The 15,170-nt window shown below is 46.1% G+C and carries 15 protein-coding genes; all 15 read left to right on the plus strand.

All coding sequences use genetic code 11. The annotated features are described in order from the left end of the window. Nucleotides 1–227 precede the first annotated feature (227 nt). The 15 genes from Q4Q46_RS07850 to Q4Q46_RS07920 all read left to right on the plus strand — a co-directional run bounded on the left by Q4Q46_RS07850 (nt 228) and on the right by Q4Q46_RS07920 (nt 15,103). Nucleotides 228–1,712 carry an NAD(P)H-hydrate dehydratase gene (locus Q4Q46_RS07850; protein ID WP_311905646.1) on the plus strand — a complete coding sequence of 495 codons (1,485 nt, stop codon included), beginning with the start codon at nt 228–230 and terminating at the stop codon, nt 1,710–1,712. Nucleotides 1,713–1,813: 101 nt separating this feature from the next. Continuing rightward, on the plus strand, nt 1,814–2,272 hold the full coding sequence (gene tsaE, locus Q4Q46_RS07855; protein WP_261271818.1) for a tRNA (adenosine(37)-N6)-threonylcarbamoyltransferase complex ATPase subunit type 1 TsaE: 459 nt from the start codon (nt 1,814–1,816) through the stop codon (nt 2,270–2,272). An 8-nt stretch (nt 2,273–2,280) separates the two neighbouring features. Then, a complete protein-coding gene (locus Q4Q46_RS07860; protein WP_107949295.1) occupies nt 2,281–3,702 on the plus strand; it encodes an N-acetylmuramoyl-L-alanine amidase in 1,422 nt (473 codons plus the stop codon). A 13-nt stretch (nt 3,703–3,715) separates the two neighbouring features. Further along, a complete protein-coding gene (gene mutL / locus Q4Q46_RS07865; RefSeq protein ID WP_371824907.1) occupies nt 3,716–5,602 on the plus strand; it encodes a DNA mismatch repair endonuclease MutL in 1,887 nt (628 codons plus the stop codon). Further along, nucleotides 5,595–6,521: a tRNA (adenosine(37)-N6)-dimethylallyltransferase MiaA gene (gene miaA, locus Q4Q46_RS07870; protein ID WP_006084208.1), complete on the plus strand. Its 927-nt coding sequence runs from the start codon at nt 5,595–5,597 to the stop codon at nt 6,519–6,521. The genes mutL and miaA overlap by 8 nt, the downstream gene beginning before the upstream one ends. A gap of 92 nt (nt 6,522–6,613) precedes the next feature. Continuing rightward, nucleotides 6,614–6,886, plus strand: coding sequence for an RNA chaperone Hfq (gene hfq / locus Q4Q46_RS07875; RefSeq protein ID WP_006084207.1), 273 nt, complete (start codon nt 6,614–6,616; stop codon nt 6,884–6,886). Between the two features lie 23 nt (nt 6,887–6,909). Continuing rightward, nucleotides 6,910–8,217, plus strand: coding sequence for a ribosome rescue GTPase HflX (gene hflX, locus Q4Q46_RS07880; RefSeq protein WP_106651684.1), 1,308 nt, complete (start codon nt 6,910–6,912; stop codon nt 8,215–8,217). Nucleotides 8,218–8,253: 36 nt separating this feature from the next. Then, nucleotides 8,254–9,393: an FtsH protease activity modulator HflK gene (hflK, locus tag Q4Q46_RS07885; protein WP_311905648.1), complete on the plus strand. Its 1,140-nt coding sequence runs from the start codon at nt 8,254–8,256 to the stop codon at nt 9,391–9,393. Nucleotides 9,394–9,396: 3 nt separating this feature from the next. Next, a complete protein-coding gene (hflC, locus tag Q4Q46_RS07890; RefSeq protein WP_006080058.1) occupies nt 9,397–10,290 on the plus strand; it encodes a protease modulator HflC in 894 nt (297 codons plus the stop codon). Between the two features lie 370 nt (nt 10,291–10,660). Next, nucleotides 10,661–11,251 (plus strand): ubiquinol-cytochrome c reductase iron-sulfur subunit, encoded by a 591-nt coding sequence (gene petA / locus Q4Q46_RS07895; protein ID WP_106651681.1) that lies wholly within the window; start codon nt 10,661–10,663, stop codon nt 11,249–11,251. Next, nucleotides 11,251–12,465 (plus strand): cytochrome b, encoded by a 1,215-nt coding sequence (locus tag Q4Q46_RS07900; RefSeq protein ID WP_006080061.1) that lies wholly within the window; start codon nt 11,251–11,253, stop codon nt 12,463–12,465. The genes petA and Q4Q46_RS07900 overlap by 1 nt, the downstream gene beginning before the upstream one ends. After that, complete coding sequence (locus Q4Q46_RS07905) at nt 12,465–13,163, plus strand: cytochrome c1 (RefSeq protein ID WP_063881808.1); 699 nt, start codon at nt 12,465–12,467, stop codon at nt 13,161–13,163. Before Q4Q46_RS07900 ends, Q4Q46_RS07905 begins: the two co-directional genes overlap by 1 nt. Before the next feature lie 96 nt (nt 13,164–13,259). After that, nucleotides 13,260–13,889 (plus strand): stringent starvation protein SspA, encoded by a 630-nt coding sequence (gene sspA / locus Q4Q46_RS07910; RefSeq protein ID WP_006080065.1) that lies wholly within the window; start codon nt 13,260–13,262, stop codon nt 13,887–13,889. Next, nucleotides 13,889–14,326, plus strand: coding sequence for a ClpXP protease specificity-enhancing factor (locus Q4Q46_RS07915; protein WP_311905649.1), 438 nt, complete (start codon nt 13,889–13,891; stop codon nt 14,324–14,326). The genes sspA and Q4Q46_RS07915 overlap by 1 nt, the downstream gene beginning before the upstream one ends. A gap of 192 nt (nt 14,327–14,518) precedes the next feature. Continuing rightward, entirely contained in the window at nt 14,519–15,103 is a 585-nt protein-coding gene (locus Q4Q46_RS07920; protein WP_311905650.1) for an anthranilate synthase component II, read from the plus strand. The last annotated feature ends 67 nt before the right edge of the window (nt 15,104–15,170 follow it).

The following is a 15,170-nucleotide window of genomic DNA, read 5'->3' on the forward strand; positions in this document are numbered from 1 at the left end:
TTTTGTCTTTGTATTATCTATGTATTGATGACTTTTGCTCTACTTGGCGCCATCTGGACGGGTAACTGCGTCTGAACTGATTTACGTCATAATTATCCGCTCTGATTCTTGCTATTTTCTTACTTTAATTGGCTGATTCTTTATCGGTCTTGCTCAATGCAGCTAAGACTCCTATGGTGAGGTAACTCATGGTGGAATGAAGTCGTTGGCGTCTAAGGAGATCCTTTATGGCACAAGATCTATCGCAATTCCCCAAGGCCTTATTTACCCAAGCACAGGTTCGTGAAGCTGAACTGAGCGCCGTGTCGCAGGGAGCTTCTAGCCTCTATGAATTGGTCGAGCGTGCTGGCGCGGCGGCTTTTGAGTGTTTAGTGAAGCATAACCCCAACGCCTCTTCTGTATTTATCCTCGCTGGCAGCGGTAACAATGGTGCCGATGCCTTAGTGTGCGCCCGTTTAGCCCGTGCCAGTGGTATGGCCGTTTCTGTGATGATGACGTCAGCGGCAGGCACGCCTGAGTGTCAGCAAGCATTGGCCCATTATCTTAAAGACGGCGGAGAGTTACTGCCGAAAGCCGTTGCGCCCATTCTTGCGGCCAAGATTATCGTCGATGGTTTACTCGGTACAGGTGTGCGAGATGCGGTGCGCGACGATATGGCTGAGTATATTAGTGCAATCAATGATAATTCCGCTTGGGTATTGAGCCTTGATCTACCTTCTGGAGTGATTGCCGATACTGGTGCAGTGGCGGGTGTTGCAGTGATGGCGGATGTCACCTTGTGCTTTGGTGGCTGGAAGCAAGGTTTGTTAACGGGTAAGGCGCGGCATTACTGCGGCGAACTTGAATTTGCCGCTTTAGGATTAACGCCATTCTTCCCTGAGGCGAGTGCACAAAGAGTCGGAAAAGAGACGCTTAAAGATTACTTTGACGCCAGAGCGCGCGATAGCCATAAAGGCCAGTCGGGTAAAGTCACTGTTATTGGTGGTGATATGGGTATGGCTGGCGCCGTGCGACTGGCAAGTGAGGCATGTCTGCGTGCCGGTGCTGGGTTAGTCACAGTGATCAGTCGACCAGAGCATCAGTTGACGGTAAATGTCTCCCGTCCTGAATTGATGTTTTGGGGTTGCGATCTAGTCGATATGGAAGTGTATCTGCGCTTAGGTTGGGCGCAGGTTATCGTACTTGGCCCCGGTTTAGGTAAACATGACTGGGGCTATAACTTGTTTAAAGCCGTGGGCTTAAGCGATAAACCCTGTGTTTTGGATGCTGATGCTTTAAATCTACTCAGTAATGAGCCGCGTCGGCAAACCAATTGGGTGCTAACACCGCATCCGGGTGAGGCGGGGCGTTTACTCGGTTGTTCTGTGGCAGAAATTGAGCAGGATAGGTTTGCGGCAGTGCGGGCTATACAGCAAAAGTACGGCGGTGTTGTGTTGCTAAAAGGCGCTGGAACCGTCATTTTTGATGGCAAACAAATGGTTGTTGCGCCTGTTGGTAATCCTGGGCTTGCCAGTGGTGGGTGTGGTGATGTGTTATCTGGTATTATAGGCGCGCTCATGGCTCAAGGAATGGATAACATGCAAGCGACTGTGCTGGGTGTTGTTGTACATGGTTGCGCCGCCGATCTTGCGGCAATACAGGGAGAACGCGGCATGTTAGCGAGTGATTTAATGTCTTTTATTCGCCAATTAGTGAATAGTGATTTACTCTAGGCGGTATGTGAGACTCAAGCGGGGCTGGGCTTTGTTCTGTTCCTGTACCTTTTTAGGCTTGAGTCGCTTCTCCATCAATAATAGCAGTGATATAAGCGGATATGACAGAGTTAACTTTTTTCTTAGACAACGAAGACGACACTATTGCGGTTGGGCAAAAATTAGCCCGCCATGTCCAAGCGCCTTTGACTCTGTATCTTACGGGTGATTTAGGTGCCGGTAAAACGACGCTGAGTCGCGGCTTAATTCAAGGTTTAGGTCATAAAGGAGCCGTTAAAAGCCCGACTTACACTTTAGTTGAACCATATGAGCTGGATGGTGTCGAAGTTTATCATTTTGATTTGTATCGTTTAAACGATCCAGAAGAACTGGAGTTTATGGGGATCCGCGATTATTTCACGGATAAGAGTCTGTGCATTGTTGAATGGCCAGATAAGGGAGAGGGTTTATTGCCCGATGCCGATGTCCATATGCATTTAAGTTATCAAAATAATGGGCGTGAAATACGCATAGAGGCCTTGTCAGAGCTAGGTGAAAAGTTATTAAAAGCGATAAAATAAAAACTAAAATGATAAAAAATAACCCCTATTTTCAAATTATTATTCTTTCTTTATGTTCTTTTTTATCTGTGACGGCCCATGCGGCTAATCAGTTAGAAAGCGTACGTATTTGGGCTGCGCCTGAGTCAACTCGAATCGTGTTTGACCTAAGCGAAGCGCCGGATTACACCTATTTCTCTTTAGATGGTCCTAATCGCTTAGTGGTGGATTTAAAAAAGTCCGCCACTAAAGTTGCGCTTAAAAATCTTGAAAACAACAGTAAGTTAGTCAAGGGCGTGCGAGTCAGTAAGTCGCCGACTAAGGGCGATTTGCGCTTAGTCATAGATTTGGTGAAGCCACTGAATGCGAGCTTGTTTTCGTTGCCCGTAACTGCGCCCTACGGCAATCGTCTCGTGGTTGATTTAGAAGATAAAACCTTAACAACCGCCACCGCAGTTGTGTCATCTACCCCTGTTAAAACGGTTACTCAAGCGGCAAAGTCATCCCGTGATATTGTGATTGCTATCGATGCGGGCCATGGTGGCGACGATCCCGGCTCCATTGGCCCTTCGGGCGTTTATGAAAAAAAGGTGGCCCTAGAAATCGCCAGACGCGTTTCGAGTAAAATCAATGACACGCCCGGCATGCGCGCTGTGATGATCCGTACCGGCGATTATTTTGTGAATCTGAATAAGCGCTCTGAGCTGGCCCGCAACAGTAAAGCCGATCTGCTCATTTCTATCCATGCCGATGCTTTTACATCACCCAATCCGCGCGGGGCCTCTGTGTGGGTATTATCTATGCGTCGTGCTAACAGTGAAATTGGCCGTTGGTTAGAGCAAAAAGAAAAACATTCTGAGTTGCTGGGCGGCGCGGGTGAGATTATCCAAAATACGGATAATGAACAGTATCTTGCAATGACCTTGCTCGATATGTCGATGAATAGTTCGATGGCCATTGGTCATTCAGTTGCGGGCGATATTCTTAAGGATTTAGGCAGCGTGACCGAATTGCATAAGAGTCGCCCAGAATCGGCGAGTCTAGCCGTGCTGAAGTCGCCGGATATTCCTTCAATTTTAGTGGAAACGGGCTTTATCTCGAATCCTAAAGAAGAGCGTTTGTTGTCGAGCAGTCGTCATCAAGAAAGCATTGCCGATGCTATTTACAAAGGTGTGAGTCGTTACTATCACAATAATCCGCCCGCGGATACCTTGCTTGCCCAGCGTGGCGGCGCAAGTTCTAGCAGTGCTAAATCGACAAAAGAGAGAACGCCAACCGCTTATGTGGGAAGTTCAACGGCATCGAATGTCAAACATAAAGTCAGTCGTGGTGAGTCTTTATCAGCCATTGCGCAGCGTTACCGTGTGCCTATGTCTAGCATCAAACAAGCGAATGGGATGAAGTCCGATGTGGTGCAGTTAGGACAAACGTTAGTCATACCCCAGAGTTAAATAGGAAAGCATGATGGGCATTCAGATCCTGCCACCGCAATTAGCCAACCAAATTGCGGCGGGGGAAGTGGTTGAGAGACCCGCTTCCGTAGTCAAAGAATTGGTCGAGAATAGCCTCGACGCAGGAGCGAGCCGAGTCGATATTGAAATCGATAAAGGCGGCAGCAAGCTGATTAAAATTCGCGATAACGGCTCTGGCATACCCAAAGATGAACTCGCATTGGCCTTATCGCGCCATGCGACTTCAAAGTTGCACACCTTAGACGATCTTGAAGCGATCCTCAGTTTTGGTTTCCGTGGTGAAGCGTTAGCCAGTATCAGCTCAGTCTCACGCTTAACGTTGACGTCGCGAACTGCAGATCAAACCGAAGCATGGCAAGCCCATGCCGAAGGTGCCGACATGGCGGTTAAAGTCATGCCCGCCGCGCATCCTGTTGGTTCGACGATTGAAGTGGTGGATTTATTCTTTAATACGCCGGCTCGCAGACGCTTTTTAAAGAGCGATAAAACCGAATTTACCCATATTGATGAATGGTTAAAGCGCATTGCATTAGTGCGCGGCGATATCCATTTTACACTGACCCATAACGGCAAGACGGTACGCAATTATCGTCCCGCCATGAATGAAGCCCAGTATTTACAACGTTTGACGCAAGTAAGTGGTCGCCCATTTGCTGAGCAAGCGCTTAAGATTGAATGTCAACACGATGATTTGCGCCTCAGTGGTTATTTACAGTCACCTTGGTCGCCGGTGATTACTGATACCCATTATTTTTATGTCAACGGACGGCTTATCCGTGACCGCTTAGTCAATCATGCTGTGCGCCAGGCCTTTGCCCAAAAAGCAGAACTGGAGCAACCCGGTTATGTGTTGATGTTGGATATCGATCCCCATCAAGTGGATGTAAACGTGCATCCTGCTAAACATGAGGTACGATTCCATCAGAGTCGCTATGTGCATGATTATATTCTGCAAGCATTGCAATCGGCGCTCGAAGAAGCAGGAGAACTTAACGTCGTTCACTCTAGTTCCTTGGATGAAGTTGAAGATGTGTTTGTGGATGCTCCAACAAGCGCAGTTGGAATAGCTGCCCCTTTTGCACTTGGTGCTGATACATTTGAGTCTGCTCAAGATGCAGTTGCCCCTGCCGTTCAAGTAAAATCTGCCAGCGCAGGACGAGAAGGCGCCAGTTTTAGCACTCAAACCAATGCCTTTGGCAGCATGGCCACGCCAAGGGACAGTAGTCGCAGCAGTTATTCTGCAAGTGAATCTCGGCAACGTACTGAATTACCGTCAAAAGCGGCAATTGCAAGTTATGGTGCTTTACTGCAAACACCTGCTTACAGTGTAAATAATCATGATTATCAGCCATCTCTGCCTATGCCTGCGATTTTAGATAGCCAATATTGGGTAATGGCGACGGCGGATAAATTGAGTCTATTACCAATAAAATCAGTAGCATTGGCGACGCGTTGCCAAGAGATTGAAGCTAAGCTAGCGACCGGATTAATTGGGCAGCCTCTACTGATGCCTGTGTCTGTCGCGGCCGATGCAGATTGGCAGGCTGTGCTCGATGAACATGACACGCTGATCCGCCAATTAGGTTTAGAACTAACAATTCGTTACCAGCAGTTGATTATTAAAAAAGTGCCCCCATATATCAGAGAGAGCCAGTTAGCCAAAGTGATCCCTGAGTGGCTACAATCGCTACGTTTTGAAACACCTGCGCCAAGCGCATTGGCATTTTGGTTGGCAAAACACAGTTTAACGGGATTCGTTTCGGCACCAGAAATCTGGGCAGCATTTTCGCAGTTAGCTGAAGAGAAAAAACAGCTTATTGCCAACAAAGCAATATCATTACCTTGGCAATCGTGGCTAGAAGAGCAAGCAAGTGAATAAAGAATTACAGCCTAAAGTGATATTTTTGATGGGGCCAACTGCCTCAGGCAAGACTGCTTTAGCATTAGAATTAGCCGAAAAGCATAACTGCGAAATCATTTCGGTCGATTCAGCATTAATTTATCGCGGTATGGACATTGGCAGCGCCAAGCCTTCCGCCGACGAACTGGCCCGTGGGCCACACCGATTGATCGACATTCGCGATCCTAGCGAAAGTTATTCGGCAGCCGACTTTAGAGCCGATGCGATAGCCGAGATAGAACAGATTGTCAGCATGGGTAAAACGCCAGTATTAGTTGGCGGAACCATGATGTATTTCAAAGCGTTACTCGAAGGTTTATCACCTTTGCCGAGTGCGGACGAGGCCATTAGAGCCGAGATCCAAGCTGAGGCGGATGAAAAGGGATGGGAAGCACTGCATGACCAATTAAGGGAGATAGATCCCGTGTCGGCAGAAAGAATTCATCCTAATGATCCACAAAGACTTTCAAGAGCGCTGGAAGTCTATAGAATAAGCGGCAAGAGTATGACTGAGCTGACTCAGACCAAATCTGCTCCCTTGCCCTATGACGTAGTGCAGTTTGCTATTGCACCGCGTGAGCGCAAAGTGTTACATGACTTAATTGCGCAACGTTTTGCGATTATGCTCAAGCAGGGCTTTCTTGAGGAAGTCACAGAGCTGAAAGCCCGTGGAGACCTGCATTTAGACTTGCCTTCAATGCGTTGTGTGGGTTATCGACAGTGCTGGCAATATCTCGATGGTGAGTTTGACTATGATACTATGGTCGAAAAAGCGGTTGCTGCTACTAGGCAATTGGCTAAGCGTCAATTAACATGGTTGCGCAGTTGGCCAGAGTTGAATTGGCTCGAAAGTGGTGCTGAGGGGAATTTAGTTACACTTATGCGTCAATGCCGCTAGCTTATTAGCCCTTGCTGTATAATACTAAAACTAAACAAAAAACTATCACTGATATCGATTTATTTTATATAAATTAAAAAGGAAATAATAAAATGGCTAAGGGGCAATCTTTACAAGACCCATTTTTGAACGCATTGCGTCGCGAGCGCGTTCCTGTATCAATTTACTTGGTTAACGGCATTAAACTCCAAGGACAGGTAGAGTCGTTTGATCAATTTGTCATTCTGTTGAAAAACACAGTGAGCCAAATGGTTTATAAACACGCTATTTCTACTGTCGTGCCAGCACGCCCATTCAACGTTACTGGTCACCAAAATGCCCAAGGCGGATATGGTGCTCAAGATGATGCGCCTAGTGGCGAATAAGTTTTATCTAAGGAGTTTACTTCTTGTTTGATCGTTATGAGGCGGGAGAAACTGCGGTTCTTGTCCATATCGACTTTTCCGATGAGGAACGCCGAGAAGATTTAGTCGAGCTGCAGCTATTAGTAGAATCAGCTGGAGCCCGATCAGTCGGGGTGATTACTGGAAGTCGACGTTCGCCGGATCGCAAATTTTTTGTGGGTTCTGGTAAAGCTGAAGAGTTAGCCGCATTAGTGGCGGCGACCGAAGCCAATGTGGTGATTTTTAATCATGCATTGAGTCCAGCCCAAGAGCGTAATCTTGAGCAAGTGTGTCAATGTCGAGTACTCGACCGTACGACGCTTATTCTCGATATTTTTGCTCAAAGAGCGCGAACTCACGAAGGTAAGTTGCAGGTGGAGCTAGCGCAATTGCGCCATATGTCGACTCGCCTGATCCGTGGTTGGACGCATCTTGAAAGGCAAAAAGGTGGTATTGGTTTACGTGGTCCAGGGGAAACCCAGCTCGAAACCGATAGACGTTTGCTCAGAGGACGGATTAAAAATATCAACAAACGCTTAGAGCGAGTTGATAAACAACGTGAACAGAGTAGACGTGCACGTAAGCGCAGTGATTTGTCGACAGTATCATTAGTCGGCTACACCAACGCCGGTAAATCAACGCTGTTTAATGCCTTAACATCTTCCGATGTTTATGCAGCAGATCAGCTGTTTGCCACACTCGATCCCACGTTAAGAAAGTTAGATTTACCCGATGGTGCCGTGATACTCGCGGATACAGTAGGTTTTATTCGTCATTTGCCCCATGATCTCGTTGCTGCATTTAAGGCGACTTTACAAGAGACAAGGCAAGCTGAGTTACTACTGCACATTGTTGATTGTGCAGATGAAAACATGGCGGATAATTTTGATCAGGTTCAATCTGTACTGAAAGACATCGAAGCCGATGAAGTCATGCAACTCGTGGTATGTAACAAAATCGATTTACTCGAGGATGTAACCCCAAGAATTGAATATAACGACATAGGCAAACCCGTTCGAGTTTGGGTTTCAGCACAGAAGCGTTTGGGATTTGATTTGCTATTGAAAGCCATCACTGAGCTTATCGGTGAGGTGATTAAAGAGCTAACACTAAGAATTCCGGCAACTGCTGGACATTATCTTGGCCAGTTTTATCGACTGGATGCGATACAGCAGAAAGAGTACGACGATCTGGGGAACTGTATTTTGTCTGTTCGTTTATCGGACGCCGATTGGCGCCGATTAGCTAAACAGAGTCAGGGTGAGTTAGAAACCTTCATCTACGAAGATTCGATAGATGAGGCTGTTTGTTAATAATCTAATTTATTTCATCCACTTATGGAGTGCTAAATGGCTTGGAACGAGCCCGGTAACAAGGGTAATGATCCTTGGGGAAATAAAGGTGGTAACGACAAAGGACCACCGGACCTTGACGAGGTTTTTCGTAATCTTTCAAAGCGCTTTGGCGGCAAAGGAAATGGCTCAGGCCAATCTTTTAGTTCGTTTAGCCTAATCATCATTCTTGCTGTTGCTTTGGTTGTTTGGGGACTTTCGGGTTTTTATACAATTAAAGAAGCGGAGCGTGGTGTGGCACTGCGATTTGGTCAACATAATGGCGAAATAGGACCAGGTCTTCATTGGAAAGCGACTTTCATTGACCAAATTTATCCCGTTGACATTCAATCGGTTCGCTCTATTCCTGCGTCTGGTAGCATGCTGACATCCGATGAAAACGTCGTGAAAGTTGAGCTTGATGTTCAGTATCGTATTTTAGATGCTTACTCATATCTATTTAGTGCCGTCGATGCGAACGCTAGTTTGCGTGAAGCGACTGACAGTGCACTGCGTTATGTCATTGGACATAATAAGATGGATGATATTCTGACTACCGGCCGTGATGCTATTCGTCGCGATACGTGGAAAGAGTTAGAGCGCATTCTTGAACCGTACAAATTGGGTCTTGCTGTTGTTGACGTCAACTTCTTACCGGCGCGTCCGCCTGAAGAAGTGAAAGATGCCTTCGATGACGCGATTTCTGCCCAAGAAGATGAACAACGTTTTATTCGTGAAGCTGAAGCCTATGCCCGTGAAATTGAACCAAAAGCTCGTGGTGAAGTTGAACGTATGGCACAACAAGCGAATGCTTATAAAGAGCGTGAAGTCTTAGAAGCTCGCGGTAAAGTGGCTCGTTTTGAGCTGTTATTACCTGAGTACCAGGCCGCGCCTGACGTGACTCGCAAGCGTTTGTATCTCGATACAATGCAGCAAGTGATGACAGATACGAATAAAGTGCTGATTGATGCCAAGAACAACGGCAACTTAATGTACCTACCGCTAGATAAGTTAATTCAGCAGAAGCCTGCGACAACTGAGCTGGAAGCTAAGCCACAGCAAAATGTCAATTCTTCATCTGTATCAACGACTCGCGCGAATGAGCCTTTGAGTGGACGTCCATCCCGCGATGATCGTACTCGCCAAGGGAGGGAGTAATCCATGGGTAGATTAAGCGTTATTCTTATCGCCGTACTCTTAGGTATTGGTTTGTCATCTTTAATGGTGGTGAATGAAGGCGAGCGCGCAATTGTGGCGCGTTTCGGGGAAATTTTAAAAGACAACGTTGACGGTAATCGAGTCACCCGCGTCTACGGTCCAGGTCTGCACATTAAAGTGCCTGTGATCGATAAAGTAAAATTACTCGATGCCCGTATTCAAACACTCGATGGTGCTGCTGATCGTTTTGTGACTTCAGAGAAGAAAGACCTTATGGTCGATTCCTATGTGAAGTGGCGTATTGCAGATTTCGAAAAATATTACCTGTCTACAAACGGTGGTATTAAGTCGAATGCAGAATCGCTATTACAACGTAAGATCAACAACGATTTACGTACTGAGTTTGGTCGTCGCACTATCAGAGAGATTGTGTCTGGTAAGCGTGATGAATTGCAAAATGACGCGTTAGAAAACGCCTCAGAAAGCGCCAAAGACTTAGGTATTGAAGTTGTCGATGTGCGTGTAAAGCAAATCAATTTACCTGCTAACGTCAGTAACAGTATTTACCAACGTATGCGTGCCGAGCGTCAAGCTGTGGCAAAAGAGCATAGAGCACAAGGTAAAGAGCAATCTGAAATCATTCGTGCAACGATTGATGCCAATGTAACAGTGAAGATTGCTGAAGCTGAGCGTAAAGCCTTAACCATTCGTGGTGAAGGTGATGCATTAGCCGCGAAGATATATTCTGATGCTTACAGCAAAGATGCTGAGTTCTTCGGCTTTGTTCGTAGCTTAGAAGCCTATCGTGCCAGCTTCTCAGGCAAGTCCGATATCATGGTGTTAGAGCCTGATAGCGAGTTCTTCAAGTATATGAAGAGTACTGCACCTAAGAAGTAATACGTTAAAAGTATTGATCTAATAGGCCCTGTTACCCAGGGCCTATTTTTTTATCTGGCGATTGTTAAATTAGATATAAAAGTTAAGGCTAATTTATATTAGCGATGCATGCTTTATGCCGATGTCACAGACAAGATGCTCAAAAAACCTTCCAAATGGATTAAAACGGCTTAATAGTTGGGGATTTTTTCGACTTTTTTCAAAAAACACGCAATCTCCCTAACTTACTTGCGTGTTTTCACTATGATCTGCTTCTAATTTTTAGCTATAATGAGCCCCGCTTCAAACTTCGATTTTTGACCCTAGTGATGACTAAGGGCCGAAAGTCTTTGAAATATAAAAATTCCAACACCCTCTGGGAGATAAGTGGATGAGCAATGCGCCAGTCGATACCGGACGTCGCAGATTCCTGACAGCCGCAACCGCCGTAGTAGGTGGTGCTGGTGCCGTCGCTGTAGCGGTTCCTTTCATCAAGTCATGGAATCCGAGTGCCAAAGCGAAAGCTGCAGGTGCACCGGTCGAAGTAAATATCAGTAAAGTAGAGCCAGGTCAGCTGATCCGTGTTGAGTGGCGTGGAAAACCTGTATGGGTTGTCCGTCGCACAGATGCTGTGATCAATGAACTGCCAACACATGATGATAAGTTAAGAGATCCTGCTTCTGCTGAAATGCAGCAGCCTGAATATGCAACAAATCCTTTGCGCTCAATTAAGCCAGAGTATTTTATTGCTGTCGGTATTTGTACCCACCTCGGATGTTCACCTACTTATTTACCAGATTCATTTGGTGAGCAAGTTGAAGGTGTCACTTCTGGTTTCTTCTGTCCATGTCATGGCTCTAAGTTCGATATGGCTGGCCGCGTCTTCCAAGGCGTACCTGCTCCATTGAACCTAGTTATCCCTCCACATCAATACGTTGATGATGGCACCGTGATTATCGGTGTAGATAAAGGAGTGGCGTAATGGTTAAGAATTTAATTAATTGGATTGATGCGCGTATCCCTATGACGGCGACTTATAACCGTCACGTGGGTCAGTATGCAACGCCAACTAACTTTAACTTTTGGTACTTTTTCGGTTCGCTAGCGATGTTGGTATTGGTTAACCAATTACTGACGGGTATCTGGTTGACGATGAACTATGTACCAACAGCAGAAGGCGCATTCGCTTCTGTTGAGTACATAATGCGTGACGTTGAATACGGTTGGTTGCTGCGTTATATGCACTCTACCGGTGCTTCAGCGTTCTTCGTAGTGATCTATCTGCATATGTTCCGTGGTCTGATTTACGGTTCATATCAGAAGCCTAGAGAACTACTGTGGTTGTTCGGTATGCTGATTTTCCTCGTGCTGATGGCTGAAGCCTTTATGGGTTACTTGCTGCCATGGGGACAAATGTCGTACTGGGGCGCGCAGGTAATTATTTCTCTGTTTGGTGCTATTCCTGTTATTGGTGACGATTTAACCCTGTGGATCCGTGGCGATTACGTGATCTCTGGTGCAACATTGAACCGATTCTTCGCACTGCACGTGATCGCACTGCCGTTAGTATTAGTGGTACTCGTGTTCTTACACTTAATTGCGCTACACGAAGTGGGTTCAAACAACCCTGACGGTATCGAGATTAAGAAGAACAAAGACGAGAATGGCTGGCCAGTTGATGGTATTCCATTCCACCCATACTACACAGTTAAAGACATCATGGGCGTTGCAGGCTTCCTGATTGTGTTTTGTTATGTGTTGTTCTTCATTCCTGAAGGCGGCGGTTACTTCCTTGAGAAGCCAAACTTTGAAGCGGCTAACCCGATGAAGACACCTGAACACATTGCACCTGTATGGTACTTCACACCTTTCTACGCCATTTTACGTGCCATTCCTGATAAATTAGCAGGCGTAATAATGATGGGGCTATCGATTGCTGTACTGTTCGTATTGCCTTGGTTAGATCGTTGTAAAGTTAAATCAGTTCGCTACCGTAGCACACTGCACAAGTTGAACATTGCTCAATTCGCAATTTCTTTCATAGTGTTAGGTTACTTAGGTGTAGTTCCTGCTACGCCGACGCTGACGATAGTTGCACAGGTGTTTACTTTTACTTACTTTGGTTTCTTTGTGGCGCTGTGGGTATACAGCAAGAATGAAAAAACTAAACCTGTTCCAGCGAGGTTGACACACTAATGAAAAAATTACTGATTGCATTAGTCACCTTGTTGCCGACGCTGGCTATGGCCGCAAGCGGGCATAAAATACATTTAGAAGACGCTAATGTTGACCTGCATGATAAAGCTTCTTTAGAGCGTGGTGTGGACCTGTTCCAACATTATTGTTCTGGTTGCCATAGCACTCAGTATCAGCGTTATGAACGTGTCGCTACTGATCTCGGTATCTCTATTGATGACATGCGTAACAAGTATATGTTCACCGATGCCAAAATTGGTGAGCTTATGCAAAACGCGATTCCGCATAAAGATGCTGCTAAATGGTTTGGTGCTACACCGCCTGATTTAACATTAGTTGCACGCGTTCGTGGCGAAGATTGGGTTTATTCCTATCTAAAAGGCTTCTATAAAGATCCTAGTCGCCCATTTGGTGTGAATAACACAGTGTTCCCATCTGTTGGTATGCCACATGTACTCGAAGAGTTGCAAGGCACACCAGTTAAACAAGAAGATGGCACTATTGTGGTGACTGGCGGTAAATTAAATGCGGAAGAATATGATCAAGCGGTTCGTGATATCACGGGTTTCTTAGTCTATTCGGCTGAACCTGTTAAGCTAGAGCGTCAAGCTATGGGTTGGTGGGTACTCGGATTCCTGTTTATATTCTTTATTGTGGCCTACCTCTTGAAGAAAGAGTATTGGAAAGATGTACACTAGGCACCAATAACGGGTAAAATGTAATATCCGCATAGTGTAAACGGGGGGCTTAGCCCCTCGTTTACTTTTGTTTTATTTCGATTCTGGAGGGTATCAATGGCTGTTGCTGCCAACAAACGCTCTATCATGACACTGTTTTCAGGTGCTGATGATCTGTATAGCCATCAAGTACGTATCGTGTTAGCTGAGAAAGGGGTTACTGTTGATGTTTTACAGGTCGACCCTAACGAAATGCCTGAGGATTTGCTCGAAGTAAATCCATATAACTCAGTGCCAACTTTGGTAGATCGTGAACTCGTTTTATACGAGTCACGCATTATCATGGAATATTTGGATGAGCGTTTTCCTCATCCGCCTTTGATGCCAGTTTATCCAGTATCTCGCGGCCAAAGCCGTTTGATGATGCACCGCATAGATACAGACTGGTATTCGCTAGTTGACCGTATCCGTAAGGGTGATCGTGTTGAAGCCGCTCGTAAAGAGCTGACTGAAAGCCTGATCGCTATTGCGCCTATCTTCGGTGAAGTGCCTTACTTCATGAGCGAAGAATTTGGTCTAGCGGATTGCTACCTTGGCCCATTGTTGTGGCGCTTACCTGTATTAGGTATTGAGCTAGATAGCCGTGTAGCTAAAGATATCAAAGCGTACATGACACGTATTTTTGAGCGTGAATCGTTTAAAGCTTCTCTAACTGAAGCTGAACGCGAAATGCGCATGGGTATGTAATGAAACCTTTGACTCCAAATCGTCCTTATTTACTAAGGGCTTACTATGATTGGTTGATGGACAACCAATTGACTCCTCACGTTGTGGTGGATGCCTTTGTTGAAGGCACTCAAGTACCGCAGCAATACGTGAAGGATGGCCAGATAGTGTTGAATATCGCTGCTGGCGCAGTGGGCAATTTGCAAATTAGCAATGAGTTTGTGGAGTTCAATGCGCGTTTCGGTGGTGTTCCCCAGCAGGTCATCTTGCCAATGGCGTCGATTGTCGCTATTTATGCCCGTGAAAACGGTGCTGGCACTGTCTTCGATATTGAAGATGCTTACCTAGTGGATGATGAAGTCGATTCATCTTTATCGGTTGTTGAAACAAACGATAAAGCGCCTGAACCGACTGATGAACCGCCTAAGCGTCGCAGCCATTTAACCGTCGTAAAATAACGACCGCTAAATAGCTGTGGTGAAATGCCCAAGTTGTTTTAAAACTAAGCCAGTCCTATGACTGGCTTTTTTGTCGCTGTATTTTATCGCCGTAATTGGCTAAACCTTGAGGATAAGGTGTGGTAGCATTTGCGCCCGCATTCATCCGTCGGATATGCGTTACCTTTACCCATTTAGGCCAATGGATCTTGTATGTTGCTAATGATCGATAATTACGACTCTTTTACCTTTAACTTAGTGCAGTATTTTCAGCAGCTAGGGCAAGAGATAGTGGTTAAACGTAATGACGAAATTAGCATCGCCGAAATCGAGGCGCTTGCGCCTACTCATCTGGTGATTTCGCCCGGCCCTTGCACTCCCAATGAGGCGGGGATTTCCCTTGCGGCGATTAAACATTTTGCCACGCGCATGCCGATCCTAGGTGTGTGTTTAGGGCATCAGGCGATGGCGCAGGTTTTTGGTGCCAATGTGGTGCGTGCCTCGCGGGTAATGCACGGCAAGGTCAGCGCCATTGCGCATACTGGCCAGCGGTTATTTGAGGGATTAAATCAGCCCTTAACCGTCACACGTTATCACTCGTTATTGGTGGATGCAGTGCCTGAAGGTTTTGTTCTCGATGCTTGGTTTGATGATCCAATTCACGGCCGAGAAATTATGGCCATGAGCCATCAAGACTTACCGCTGTATGGGGTTCAATTTCATCCCGAATCGATTCTTACCGAGCAAGGTCTCGAACTGTTAGCTAATTTTTTAGCGCAATCGGCTATGCCAGTATAATTTCCTCGCCCTGAAAACTCCTCGTCCTAAAAACTCTCCGCACTATATTCGTACTATCAATTTCTGT

Origin of the sequence: Shewanella vaxholmensis (assembly GCF_031932135.1) — a bacterium.
GTDB classification, from domain to species: Bacteria; Pseudomonadota; Gammaproteobacteria; order Enterobacterales; family Shewanellaceae; genus Shewanella; species Shewanella hafniensis.

Excerpts from the sequence above, each read along its gene's own strand:
- Q4Q46_RS07850 (WP_311905646.1), top strand. The coding sequence starts at position 228 with ATGGCACAAGATCTATCGCAATTCCCCAAGGCCTTATTTACCCAAGCA.
- tsaE (WP_261271818.1), top strand. The coding sequence starts at position 1,814 with ATGACAGAGTTAACTTTTTTCTTAGACAACGAAGACGACACTATTGCG.
- Q4Q46_RS07860 (WP_107949295.1), top strand. The coding sequence starts at position 2,281 with ATGATAAAAAATAACCCCTATTTTCAAATTATTATTCTTTCTTTATGT.
- mutL (WP_371824907.1), top strand. The coding sequence starts at position 3,716 with ATGGGCATTCAGATCCTGCCACCGCAATTAGCCAACCAAATTGCGGCG.
- hfq (WP_006084207.1), top strand. The coding sequence starts at position 6,614 with ATGGCTAAGGGGCAATCTTTACAAGACCCATTTTTGAACGCATTGCGT.
- hflK (WP_311905648.1), top strand. The coding sequence starts at position 8,254 with ATGGCTTGGAACGAGCCCGGTAACAAGGGTAATGATCCTTGGGGAAAT.
- hflC (WP_006080058.1), top strand. The coding sequence starts at position 9,397 with ATGGGTAGATTAAGCGTTATTCTTATCGCCGTACTCTTAGGTATTGGT.
- petA (WP_106651681.1), top strand. The coding sequence starts at position 10,661 with ATGAGCAATGCGCCAGTCGATACCGGACGTCGCAGATTCCTGACAGCC.
- Q4Q46_RS07900 (WP_006080061.1), top strand. The coding sequence starts at position 11,251 with ATGGTTAAGAATTTAATTAATTGGATTGATGCGCGTATCCCTATGACG.
- Q4Q46_RS07905 (WP_063881808.1), top strand. The coding sequence starts at position 12,465 with ATGAAAAAATTACTGATTGCATTAGTCACCTTGTTGCCGACGCTGGCT.
- sspA (WP_006080065.1), top strand. The coding sequence starts at position 13,260 with ATGGCTGTTGCTGCCAACAAACGCTCTATCATGACACTGTTTTCAGGT.
- Q4Q46_RS07915 (WP_311905649.1), top strand. The coding sequence starts at position 13,889 with ATGAAACCTTTGACTCCAAATCGTCCTTATTTACTAAGGGCTTACTAT.
- Q4Q46_RS07920 (WP_311905650.1), top strand. The coding sequence starts at position 14,519 with ATGTTGCTAATGATCGATAATTACGACTCTTTTACCTTTAACTTAGTG.